We start from the raw sequence: 11680 nt of genomic DNA, 5'->3' as shown, positions 1-11680 counted from the left end.
TTATTTTATCCACTCTTTGGCATCGTCTTTTTCTTCGGTCTTATAAAATTTTATATGGGCTTCTGAAAAAGGAAGCAATACCTCGGTAAATTGCTCTTGCCATTTAACGCTACCCACCAAAGCAACACGCTTTAAATGCTTTTCATTTGGAAAGTTTAATTCAATTTCCTTCCAATATGCCTCTGCTGTCCCACCTTCAAAATTTTGCATTTCAATGTACCAGAACACTTCCTGATATGCATTTATGTGTTCTGTTAAGACCGGTATCAAGTTTTCATAATCCTTGGCATCCAGCTTATTCTCTGCTACCATATATACAGTAGCCTTTTTTTTATAGATTGTTATCATTGCTCATTATTTATAAATGATAATTGAAGTTAAAAACCAAAGGTTTAATCCAAATTGCCACTGCATTTTTCGCAGATACCCTTTACCACCAAGTTAATGTCCTCTGTGATATAGCCATCAGGCAAGTTGATATGAGGGATTTTATGTTCTGTTAAACAGACCGTTTCATTACAATTGTTGCAATGAAAGTGCAAATGAAGGTCGTTGCCGACCTCGCATTCACAATTTTCTTCGCAAAGGGCGTATTTTATAATTCCCGTACCATCCTCGATTTGATGCACAATACCTTTTTCTTCAAACGCTTTTATAGTCCTAAATAGGGTACTTCTTTCACTGACCTTAAAATCTTTTTCCAAATCGCCAAGGCTGATGGCCACATTCAACTCTGCCAACCGCTTATAGGTCATAAGTCGCATTGCAGTAGGCCGTATTCCCTTGCTTTCTAGAAATTGAACTATTTTTTCCATTTGTTGCGAAAAAGATTTACAGGTCGTAACGTTTTAAGGAATCTCCTGTTTTAATGTGGAAGGCATCTTCTATATTAGCTATATAAATTATGCCATCTCCAGGCCCGTCGGTCTTGGCGTTGGCTATAATTGTTTCAATGGCCGCTTGGGCTTCCTCATTTTGACAGACCAGTTCCAGCTTAACCACTGGACTATCTGTCACGTGAAAATCCAGCGACGGTCTTGCACCTTTTGCCTTGAATGCGCCCGTGCCTTCTGCTTGTGAAAGGGTCATACTTTCAAACCCATTATCTGACAATGCTTCAATGACTCTTTGGATTCGGTTCGGTTTTATAAATGCTTTTATTTCTTTCATCTTAAAATATTTTCTGATTCTCCGCAAACACACCTAATATTTTTAGTATATTAGCGCTCAAAAAGCAGGGATTATGAACATATTCAGTTTTACGGCTCATTTCGGCTGAGGGTAAAAGAACTTTCCGCTAAGCGATAGACTGTATGTAAACACAGTATTGCAAGGACGCGGAACATGCCTCATGTGGCGGCCAGGACGGCCAGCCGGGATCGGGATACTGGTCGTTACCAGAGCCACCGACCCGAGCAAACCCTTCTCTATCAGATCGTTGACGAGTATTACCCGGCATTCGCTGCGCTTATGGCAGAGCAGGGAAAGGAATTGCCGGGCTATGTGCAACGGGAATTTGAAGAATTTCTCCAATGCGGGCGGCTGGAGCATGGCTTTCTACGGGTTCGCTGCGAGTCTTGCCACGCCGAGCACCTGGTCGCTTTCAGCTGTAAGCGTCGCGGTTTCTGCCCGAGCTGTGGGGCGCGGCGGATGGCCGAAAGTGCCGCCTTGCTGGTTGATGAAGTACTGCCTGAACAACCCATGCGTCAGTGGGTGTTGAGCTTCCCGTTTCAGCTGCGTTTCCTGTTTGCCAGCCGGCCCGAGATCATGGGGTGGGTGCTGGGCATCGTTTACCGCGTCATTGCCACGCACCTGGTCAAGAAAGCGGGCCATACCCACCAAGTGGCCAAGACGGGCGCGGTCACCCTGATCCAGCGTTTTGGATCGGCGCTCAATCTGAATGTTCACTTCCACATGCTGTTTCTCGACGGTGTGTATGTCGAGCAATCCCACGGCTCAGCGCGTTTCCGCTGGGTCAAGGCGCCGACCAGCCCAGAGCTCACCCAGCTGACGCACACCATCGCCCACCGGGTGGGTCGCTATCTGGAACGGCAAGGCCTGCTGGAACGGGATGTCGAAAACAGCTATCTGGCCTCGGATGCGGTGGATGACGACCCGATGACACCCCTGCTGGGGCACTCGATCACTTACCGTATCGCTGTCGGTTCACAGGCGGGGCGAAAGGTGTTCACTTTGCAAACTCTGCCGACCAGTGGTGATCCGTTCGGTGACGGGATTGGCAAGGTAGCCGGGTCCAGCCTGCACGCCGGCGTGGCGGCCAGGGCCGATGAACGCAAGAAGCTCGAACGGCTGTGCCGGTACATCAGCCGCCCGGCGGTATCCGAGAAGCGGCTGTCGTTAACACGAGGCGGCAACGTGCGCTACCAGCTCAAGACGCCGTACCGGGACGGCACCACGCACGTCATTTTCGAACCATTGGATTTCATTGCAAGGCTGGCCGCCCTGGTACCGAAGCCCAGAGTCAACCTAACCCGCTTCCACGGGGTGTTCGCACCCAACAGTCGGCACCGGGCGTTGGTCACGCCGGCAAAACGGGGCAGGGGCAACAAGGTCAGGGTGGCTGATGAACCGGCAACACCAGCACAACGGCGAGCGTCGATGACATGGGCGCAACGGCTCAAGCGTGTTTTCAATATCGACATCGAGACCTGCAGCGGCTGCGGCGGCGCCATGAAAGTCATCGCCTGCATTGAAGACCCTATAGTGATCAAGCAGATCCTTGATCACCTGAAGCACAAAGCCGAAACCAGCGGGACCAGGGCGTTACCCGAAAGCCGGGCGCCACCGGCTGAGCTGCTCCTGGGTCTGTTTGACTGACGAGCCTGAAGGCCAACGATACCAATCAAAATGCTGCGTTCACAGCGCCGCGGCAGGGATCCGCCGTGCTGGTTGTCGGAAAAGGAGCCGCTAGTGGGAAAGAGGAGGGTAAATTTTCAGCGTTGCTGGCTCCCCGTCAGCCGGATTGGGTTGCATCGCAGGGGTGTCGAAAGAGTCAACTGCGGTCCAAAGCTGTTGGACTTGGGTGAAAAGGGCGTTTATTCTTCCTATACGTTGTCGGCAGCGGGCCAAAAAGGAATACGTCCATGCCCATCGAGGTGAAACCGGCTGTGAGCGCGGGTTCAAGCATATAGCCCGACAGGCGCGTATCCTTGCCGATCACGACACGATGGCGGTGGTCACCGCGACGAAAGACACGGCCAGCCGCCATGCCGACGCGCAAGGCGGTTTCCGCCGTCATCGCGCCTTCGTTGGCTTTGCCACGAATACCGTCTGTGCCGAAATATTTGCGCACCATAAGGTCGATTATCCTGTCGTCGGGTCGCCCTCAAAGGGGACATGCCTGCTGAACCGCGAATATAGAGAAATATCCCGAATGTGCAGTTAACGAATTCTTGCGGTTTCTTTCAGCGCCGCCAATACCGCCAGCCCGTCGCGCAAGGGGCGCGGCTCGTGTGTGCGGATGAAGTCAGCTCCACCTGCGGCGGCGGCAAGCTCTGCAGCGAGTGTCGCGGCCCCGACATCCCCCGGACCACGGCCTGTGAGCGCGCGCAGAAAGGATTTGCGCGAAACAGACAGAAGCACCGGCAAATCGAAGCGCAGCCGCAATTCATCGAACCGCGCCAGCACCGAGAGCGAGGTTTCGGGAGCAGCCCCCAGAAAAAACCCCATGCCGGGATCAAGGACAAGGCGGTTGCGTTTGATACCGGCACCCGTCAGCGCCGCGATGCGCGCGTCAAAGAACGCCGCAATGTGATCCATGATGTCGCCAGCGGGTGCCTCGCGCCGATCTGCCTGCCCGTCTTGCACCGAATGCATAACGACGAGTTTGGCAGATGATTTCGCCAATTGCGGATAGAACGCAGCGTCTGGAAAACCGCGAATATCATTGAGATAGGCCACACCACGCGACAAGGCATAGGCTTGCGTCGCGGGTTGATAACTGTCGAGCGAGACGGGAATGCCATCTGCCTTGAGCGCGTCCAGCACCGGCGCGATACGCGCGATTTCTGTGTCGGACGAAACAGGCGCGGCGTCGGGATTGCTGGATGCCGGACCGAGGTCGATCACATCTGCCCCCTCGGCCATCAGCTTACGCGCCTGCGCAATGGCTGCGTCTGGCGCCAGATACCGGCCTCCATCGGAGAAACTGTCCGAGGTTATGTTGACGATGCCGAAAATGATGAGCGATTTATTCATGGGGGCTTCTATAATAATACCTAAAATCCGCAGGTAGTTAATTAGGATGTTTAAAGATTCTGATTATCCGTTTATGCACCTGTTATATTCGCAATTACTAGTCTGTCAAAGAGTTTGTCTCCAAAATACCGTCTGTTTAATTTGTAAATAAACTCGTTGAGATACAACTGTAAGTATTTCCTTTTGATTTTATGGTAGTTGCCCAGCAATGTCCGTTTTGCATTACTGATTGCGATATGCACCCATTTGAGTGTTTCCTTGGTGGTTTTGGCGTCTGATTTCTCGGTGACGTGCAATTCCACCAGATCGGAGATGTCAACGTAAGAAGTGCTTTTGTCCGAAAATACGATGGCATCATCCTCCATGCAGTCCCTGACCACGCCGTTGATTCCTTCACTTTGATGGCTATCCAGTACCCTGGCCTTGAAATAACGCACATGCTTCTCCTTTTTGCCCGTTTCGATATCTTCCAACGGGGTGCTTTCGGCCATCACCGCAACGTTCTGCTTTCCCTCGGCTCCCCGGCCACGTGTACCCTTGCCTCGCTCGATTTCCTTACTGGCCACCGAAAAGTAACCCTCATCCAGTTCTATCATCCCTTCCAGTGTATACCTTGCATCCCGGTTGCCCATCGCCCTGCGGAGTTTGTGTACCATCGCCCATACCGGTTCGTAACGCTTCAATCCTAATTGCTTCTGGAGTTCGTTGGTGGAGAATCCCTTTTTTGTGCAACTCATCAGGAACATCGTTTTGTACCACACCAGAAACGGCAGCTTGGAGCTCTCCATGATCGTACCGCTGCGCAACGAGGTGCGGAAACGGCAACCTTTGCATTCATAACTCCATTTACCCTGTAACCAATAATGGGAAGTGCCCCCGCATCGCTTGCAGACAACCCCTTCCTTATCACGCTGCTCCTTGAAATGCAAACGACAATCTTCCTCCGAACCGAAATGAGCCGTAAAACTGAATATGTTCATAATCCCTGCTTTTTGAGCGCTAATATACTAAAAATATTAGGTGTGTTTGCGGAGAATCAGAAAATATTTTTATGTTTTATCGATTTTGAACCGAGCCTGTTTTTTAATTTTTAACTAACTAATTAAGACGATAACAAGCTCGGAATCAAAACCTTTGATTATTATTGAATTAATGTCCGTGTTCCAGTTCGCCTTTTACCATTTCCGAAGACAGGTTATAAGCTCCGTTTATGACCACTTTGGCATCCTTTGAAACTTCGGCAGGAAGATTGACTTCAACAAAGCCTAAATCAGTAATACCAACCGTTACGGGTATCATTTTGAATTTCATTTTGCCTACTTCCATTTCCTCATCTTCATCCAAGATAAAAATAAAGGATTGCTCGCCTTCCTTTATAATGGCGGCTTCCGGAACGGCAAAACCCTTTTTCTCGCCCTGCACTATGCGCCCTTCCACGTACATACCCGGCAATAGGTTTTTATCCTTATTTTCTATATCAGCAAGAACTTCTATGGCTTTTGGGTCTGTCTCAAAAGTTTTACCTATAGACCGAACGGTTGCTTTAAGCAGTTCATCTGGGCGAGAGGCCGTTGAAAAATATATCTGTTGCCCTTTCTTGATTTGCTTTATGTCCTTTTCATAGACTTTGAAGTTGACATAAATTTTTGAATTATCGCTTATCGAGAACATTTTGGATTGTTGTGCCACGTAATCGCCAAGGCTAATCATTACTTCATCCACATAACCACTTATGGGTGTGGTAATGGGAACAGCGGAATATATCTGTCCTTCCGCCACTTTGTCCGGGTTAATTCCCAGCAGTCTCAATTGGGACCGCAAACCATTGACGCTGGATGTGGTGGAACGAAATTTTGATTGAGCCATTTGAAATTCCTTACCCGAAGAAACGCCTTTGTCATATAGCGTCTGCTTACGTTCAAAATCCTGTTTCAAAAAGACCAGTTCGTCATTTTTTTCCTGATAGTCCTGTTGCATTGCAATGATATCCGGGTGTTCTATATAGGCCAGCACCTGACCTTTCTTTACGTTATCTCCAGGGATTACTTTTATGGAACTCACATTTCCACCAACAAAAGGGCTTATGTTCGCCTTGTCCTGTGGGAAAAGCTCCAGCGTTCCCGTTACCTTAATGTTGTTTCCTAAATTGCGTTCCTCCAAAGGTTTCACTTCCAAACCTATGGTTTCGGCCTGTTGCTTTGTAAGTTCCACAACGCCTTCTTCCTCGCTGTGACCTTCTTCGCCGTGTGCATCTTCTTCTCCTTCATTGTGGACTTCCTCGCCGTGTGCATCTTCCCCAGCTTCATTGGTTTTTGATACGCCTTCGGCTTCGTTATGCCCAAGTTCAGATTTTGGGGCATCATTACAACTCATAAACATAAGTGTAAATAGTACGGTGCTTACTAATAATATATTCTTCATTTTTCTTTTTTTAAGATTATAGATTTCCCAATTGATATTGTATCTCAATGGATTGTTGGTTAAACTGGTTTATGTATTGCAAATGGTTTTGTTTGATTCTGATGGCACTGTTGAGAATTGTGATATAATTGACATAATCTATTTCGCCTTCCTTGGATGCCAATTGCGCTGTGGTAATTTGCTGTTCTGCCAACAATAGTGCGCCTTCTTCGTAATATTGCAAAATCTTCTTTGTTTTTTCAAGGGATTTGGTCAATTGCGACACGCGACTTTCTGTAACCGCCTTTTGCTCCAAATATTGATTCTCTGCTACCATTGCGTCTGCCTTTGCTGCTTTTACCCTTGACTTCTGCGGAAAAAACCATAGCGGAATGCTAATACCCGCCTGATAGGTGTTGAAGCCTGAAACGTCATCCACAACCTGCCTGCCATATGATAGATTGAATTTTGGCAGGAATTGTGATTTCTCAACACCCACATTTGCCTTGCTTACTTCGGCATTTTGCAACGCATATTGCAACATTGGGTTATTGGCCACCGAAGTGGAATCCAATGTCACCATAAAATCCAATGTTTTGTATGGTTCATTAATGGTCTCAATGGATTCATCCGTTCCCAAATATTGTTTTAAGGCACGTTTGGCAATTTCAATATCGTCATAGGCTTGTTGCCTTAACACTTGAATCTGTTGAAATTCGGAAGATGCCGAAATAAATTCCAATTTGCCTGTTTCTCCGGTATCATACCGAAGTTGGGCAGCGGTCTTAAAATTGGCATAAATACTGTCCAATTGGTCTGCAAAACGCAACTGTGCCTTATAATAATTAATTTGGTCATAGGCCTGCATCACATTACGAACCAACTGTTGTTCACTGGCCACATAAAACTTTTCTCCCAAGGCAATACGCTCTTTGTAAAACTTCGATTTTGAAAAACCGGAAAGCAAATCAATGTTGCCCTGTTGCACACCAACGGTTGTCTGCACTCCAGGAAGATTATTTCCATATTCTTCTTTGCCCGTAAAAACTTGAGTGCTACCAAAGTCAAAACTCGTTCCCTTTAGTGCCTTTTCCCGTTCAATAAATGCTTGGCTCTCTTTAAGTGATGGATAATTCTGTTTAGCCATAGCAATAGCCTCATCAATGGTCAAGGTCTTTGGAATTGTACCATCTTGATTGATGTCTTGGGCAAATGAAGTGCCAGAAGCCATCAAACCTCCCATCATCAATAAAACGGTTACAATATTGGTTGATGTTTTAATATAGCTTACATCTCCACCATTGTTTTTCTTTTCTTTTCGTGATTCCAGCCAATAATAAAGGACTGGAATAACAACCAATGTCAAGAAGGTAGCTGTTATGAGTCCACCAATTACTACTGTTGCCAAAGGTCGTTGCACTTCCGCGCCACCAGAGGTAGAAACCGCCATTGGGATAAAGCCCATAATGGCTGCGGTTGCCGTCAATAAAATTGGGCGTAAACGCTCGTGGGTGGCTTCGTATATTCTATCTTTTAAATTTGTCATTCCACTTTCTTTTAATTCATTGAATTTGTTTATCAGTACCAATCCGTTTAAAACCGCAACTCCAAAGAGCACGATAAAACCAACGCCTGCCGAAATACTAAATGGCATTCCCCTTATCCAAAGAGCAAATACGCCACCAATGGCCGCCAAAGGCACTGCCATATAAATCATTACCGACTGTGAGAACGAACTCAAGGCAAAATAAAGCAATATGAATATTAAGAAAAGTGCAATAGGCACTACAATCATCAATCGGTCTGATGCACGTTGTAGGTTTTCGAACGAACCTCCGTAGGTTACAAAATAACCAGGTGGCAATTTTACCTGTGCTTCCAATTTTTGCTGTATTTCCTCGACCATCGATTTTACGTCGCGACCACGTACATTTACGCCCACCGAAATACGACGGGAGGTGTTGTCCCTTGAAATTTGCATCGGTCCGGGTTTATAACTGATTTCCGCCACTTCTTTTAATGGTACCTGCGCTCCATTTGGCAAATCGATATAAAGATTTTTAAGGTTGTTGATGTCTTGTCTAAATTCCTTTGCCAATCGGATAACCACATCGAACCGTTTTTCGCCCTCAAAAATTACACCTGCCTCTTCTCCTGCAAAGGCGGCACTTACATAATCATTCAATTTATCCACGGTTACACCGTATTGTGCCATTTTTGCGCGGTTGTATTCCACCGTCATTTGAGGTAAGCCGCTTGTTGCCTCCACATTAAGGTCCGCAGCTCCGGGAACGGTTCTGATGACCGCAGCGATTTCCTGTACCTTATCGGCCAAAACGCCCAAATCTTCTCCGTACAATTTAATGGCCACGTCCTCACGAACACCTGTAAGCAATTCATTAAAACGAAGTTCTACAGGTTGGGTAAACACGAAATTTACGCCTGGAACAACTGAAATTTTTTCCTGAATTTTTTCTATGAGTTCTTCTTTACTATCTGCTGAAGTCCATTTGCTCTTATCTTTTTCAAGAATAATATAGCTATCCGCAATGTCCATAGGCATTGGGTCGGTTGGTATTTCGGCAACCCCAATCCTTGAAATTACGGTTTTTACCTCTGGAAATTCATTGATTAAATTTTGAAGTTTTTTTGAAGCCTCGATGGATTCGGTAAGGCTGCTTCCCGGTTTTATCAACGCTTGGAATGCAATATCGCCCTCATCGAATTTTGGGATAAATTCGCCACCCATATTGCTGAAGATAAATCCTGCGATTAATAGTAGGGTAACTGCGCCTATAACGACACCAGCCCGAAAGCGAAGAGCAAAATTGAGCAATGGCACATACCCTCTATTAAGTCCAGACATTATTTTATCACTGAACCTATCAATTTTATTTTCAAACTTAGCAAACCAACCATTTTGGTTCTTTGCTGGTTTTAGGAACATCGACGAAATCATTGGGACGTAAGTAAGACAAAGGATAATCGCTCCCAAAACAGCAAATCCAAAGGTAAAAGCCATTGGACGGAACATTTTTCCTTCCACACCAGTTAAAAAGAGAATCGGTGTAAAGACGATAAGAATAATAAGCTGTCCGAAAAATGCCGAATTCATCATCGTACTTGCCGATTCGTAGGCTATTTCATCCATTTCGGGCTGACCTATGGCAGTAGTGGTTTTTTTCATCCGTTGATGGATATGGAATACCATTCCTTCAACAATGATTACCGCACCATCCACGATGATTCCAAAGTCGATTGCACCCAATGACATTAGGTTTGCCCATACACCAAATTGTTTCATCAAAATAAATGCGAAGAGTAATGATAATGGGATTACCGAAGCTGTAATCAAACCACCACGGAAGCTTCCCAACAATAACACCAAAACAAAAATCACAATCAGCGAACCTTCAATCAAGTTTTTTTCTACGGTACTTGTGGTTCTTCCAATCAATTCACTTCGGCTTAAAAACGGTGCTATATATACACCTTCCGGCAAGGATTTTTGTATTTCATCAATACGGTTTTGTACATTTTCTATCACAGTACCAGGGCTTTCGCCTTTAAGCATCAAAATCTGTCCGCCTACAGATTCGTGCCCATCTTGGGTAAATGCACCATAACGCACTTGGTTTCCGTAACCCACTTTTTCGGCAACGTCCCTTACCAAGACAGGGCTTCCATTTTGAGTGGTCACAACCGTGTTTTCCAAATCGGCGATACTTCGAGCCAGCCCTTCGCCACGGATAAAATTGGCTTGGTGATTTTTTTCAATGTAAGCACCACCGGTATTAGCATTGTTCACTTTAAGAGCTTCAAATACCTGATTCATTGTAATGCCAAAACTTTTTAGTTTATCAGGGTTTATGGCAACTTCGTATTGTTTTACATAACCTCCAAAGGCATTGACCTCGACTACGCCTGGCACTAAAGCCATTTGGCGTTTTACAATCCAATCTTGGATGGTACGAAGCTCCATTGCGTCATATTTGTCTTCATAGCCTTCTTTTACTTTTAAGGTATATTGAAAAATTTCGCCCAGACCTGTTGTTATGGGAGCCATAAAAGGTGTGCCAAAACCTTCGGGGATTTCTCCGGCAACTTCGGTTAATTTTTCTTGTACCAATTGCCTTGGCAGATAGGTTCCTGCCTCATCCTTAAAGACAATGGTAACCACAGAAAGGCCAAAACGGGACACCGAACGCAGTTCGATAACGTCAGGAAGATTTGCCATTGCCAATTCTACGGGATAGGTAACAAATTGCTCTATATCTTCTGTCCCCAAGTTTGGGGCCACGGTTATTACCTGTACTTGGTTGTTTGTTATGTCGGGTACAGAACCCAAGTTTATAGTGGCCATAGACCAAATGCCCGTGCCAACCAATGCCACTATAAATAAGCCAATAATAAATTTATTATTGATGGAAAATGAAATGATTTTGTTAATCATAGAAAATGTGTTAATTCAGTTTAAAACTTACGATGCGAATAGATGCAACGCATTTATAAAGCAATGCTTATCTTGAGAAGCATTACGTTAGGATTTAGCTATCCTTAAAAAAAACTGAATTATACTTGAGGGGGTTGGAAAAGGGATTCCAGATATCTGGAATTGAAGTTGATTGTATATAAATTAAACTGCTCTTTATCTTCAAACTTTAATTGATTGGTTAAAGCCGAATTGTTGTTCTCAATAATTAATACTAAAGGATGACAACATTGATGATGGGAATGGACTGGTGTATTCTCCTTATCTGGGTTATTATGATGCCCTTCATTTTTTGCATCGTTATCGATGTAATCCTCAACTACATATTCAAGGAAAGAGTCGCCATAAACTTTATGGTCCTGGTAATGGGTAATAATACTTGAAATTTCTTTAATTGGCCCACAAAAGTCCATATCTATGCTGATTCCCTGAAAAAAGAATAAAATAGACATTGATATGGAAAAAATTATTTTCATAAAGTTTGACAAAGATACAAATTAATGGATGCACAGATTGTGCAAGTTTTAAAAAGAGGGCCAATCTCTAAGCCGGTCAACCATATGGTCCATT

The 11680-nt window shown here is 45.4% G+C and carries 10 protein-coding genes; 1 reads left to right on the top strand and 9 read right to left on the bottom strand.

The features are described from left to right. From ACO6S0_RS04750 to ACO6S0_RS04740, 3 genes are read right to left on the bottom strand one after another with little or no spacing between them, the layout of a single operon-like run. Positions 1-348, bottom strand: a complete 348-nt coding sequence (locus ACO6S0_RS04750; protein ID WP_422350854.1) for an STAS/SEC14 domain-containing protein — start codon at positions 346-348, stop codon at positions 1-3. 44 nt (positions 349-392) lie between these two features. Next, entirely contained in the window at positions 393-815 is a 423-nt protein-coding gene (locus ACO6S0_RS04745) for a Fur family transcriptional regulator (RefSeq protein WP_422350853.1), read from the bottom strand. A 16-nt stretch (positions 816-831) separates the two neighbouring features. Then, positions 832-1170 (bottom strand): P-II family nitrogen regulator, encoded by a 339-nt coding sequence (locus ACO6S0_RS04740; protein ID WP_076547108.1) that lies wholly within the window; start codon positions 1168-1170, stop codon positions 832-834. Between the two features lie 174 nt (positions 1171-1344). On the opposite strand from ACO6S0_RS04740, the gene ACO6S0_RS04735 reads away from it, so the two are divergent. Further along, positions 1345-2838, top strand: a complete 1494-nt coding sequence (locus ACO6S0_RS04735) for an IS91-like element ISCR2 family transposase (RefSeq protein WP_001120888.1) — start codon at positions 1345-1347, stop codon at positions 2836-2838. Between the two features lie 175 nt (positions 2839-3013). On the opposite strand, the gene ACO6S0_RS04730 is transcribed toward ACO6S0_RS04735, so the two are convergent. The 6 genes from ACO6S0_RS04730 to ACO6S0_RS04705 form a co-directional block, all read right to left on the bottom strand. Then, the gene (locus ACO6S0_RS04730) at positions 3014-3316 is read right to left on the bottom strand and encodes a phosphoglucosamine mutase (RefSeq protein ID WP_000251875.1); all 303 of its coding nucleotides are present in this window, start codon (positions 3314-3316) and stop codon (positions 3014-3016) included. 86 nt (positions 3317-3402) lie between these two features. After that, on the bottom strand, positions 3403-4218 hold the full coding sequence (gene sul2, locus ACO6S0_RS04725) for a sulfonamide-resistant dihydropteroate synthase Sul2 (RefSeq protein WP_001043260.1): 816 nt from the start codon (positions 4216-4218) through the stop codon (positions 3403-3405). Positions 4219-4289: 71 nt separating this feature from the next. Continuing rightward, positions 4290-5198 carry an IS1595-like element ISBbi1 family transposase gene (locus ACO6S0_RS04720; protein WP_005807145.1) on the bottom strand — a complete coding sequence of 303 codons (909 nt, stop codon included), beginning with the start codon at positions 5196-5198 and terminating at the stop codon, positions 4290-4292. A gap of 169 nt (positions 5199-5367) precedes the next feature. Continuing rightward, positions 5368-6639: an efflux RND transporter periplasmic adaptor subunit gene (locus ACO6S0_RS04715; RefSeq protein WP_422350852.1), complete on the bottom strand. Its 1272-nt coding sequence runs from the start codon at positions 6637-6639 to the stop codon at positions 5368-5370. A gap of 16 nt (positions 6640-6655) precedes the next feature. Beyond that, positions 6656-11071, bottom strand: coding sequence for a CusA/CzcA family heavy metal efflux RND transporter (locus tag ACO6S0_RS04710; RefSeq protein WP_422350851.1), 4416 nt, complete (start codon positions 11069-11071; stop codon positions 6656-6658). 119 nt (positions 11072-11190) lie between these two features. Next, positions 11191-11586 carry a hypothetical protein gene (locus ACO6S0_RS04705; RefSeq protein ID WP_422350850.1) on the bottom strand — a complete coding sequence of 132 codons (396 nt, stop codon included), beginning with the start codon at positions 11584-11586 and terminating at the stop codon, positions 11191-11193. Positions 11587-11680: the final 94 nt, after the last annotated feature.

Source organism: Flagellimonas sp. (assembly GCF_965233845.1).
Taxonomy (GTDB): Bacteria; Bacteroidota; Bacteroidia; order Flavobacteriales; family Flavobacteriaceae; genus Flagellimonas.
Note: the sequence above shows the minus strand (reverse complement) of the source record. Positions and strands in the feature narration are given on the sequence as shown.

Bases quoted from the DNA above. Each gene is read 5' to 3' on its own strand.
- ACO6S0_RS04750 (WP_422350854.1), bottom strand. From the start codon at position 348: ATGATAACAATCTATAAAAAAAAGGCTACTGTATATATGGTAGCAGAG.
- ACO6S0_RS04745 (WP_422350853.1), bottom strand. From the start codon at position 815: ATGGAAAAAATAGTTCAATTTCTAGAAAGCAAGGGAATACGGCCTACT.
- ACO6S0_RS04740 (WP_076547108.1), bottom strand. From the start codon at position 1,170: ATGAAAGAAATAAAAGCATTTATAAAACCGAACCGAATCCAAAGAGTC.
- ACO6S0_RS04735 (WP_001120888.1), top strand. From the start codon at position 1,345: ATGCCTCATGTGGCGGCCAGGACGGCCAGCCGGGATCGGGATACTGGT.
- ACO6S0_RS04730 (WP_000251875.1), bottom strand. From the start codon at position 3,316: ATGGTGCGCAAATATTTCGGCACAGACGGTATTCGTGGCAAAGCCAAC.
- sul2 (WP_001043260.1), bottom strand. From the start codon at position 4,218: ATGAATAAATCGCTCATCATTTTCGGCATCGTCAACATAACCTCGGAC.
- ACO6S0_RS04720 (WP_005807145.1), bottom strand. From the start codon at position 5,198: ATGAACATATTCAGTTTTACGGCTCATTTCGGTTCGGAGGAAGATTGT.
- ACO6S0_RS04715 (WP_422350852.1), bottom strand. From the start codon at position 6,639: ATGAAGAATATATTATTAGTAAGCACCGTACTATTTACACTTATGTTT.
- ACO6S0_RS04710 (WP_422350851.1), bottom strand. From the start codon at position 11,071: ATGATTAACAAAATCATTTCATTTTCCATCAATAATAAATTTATTATT.
- ACO6S0_RS04705 (WP_422350850.1), bottom strand. From the start codon at position 11,586: ATGAAAATAATTTTTTCCATATCAATGTCTATTTTATTCTTTTTTCAG.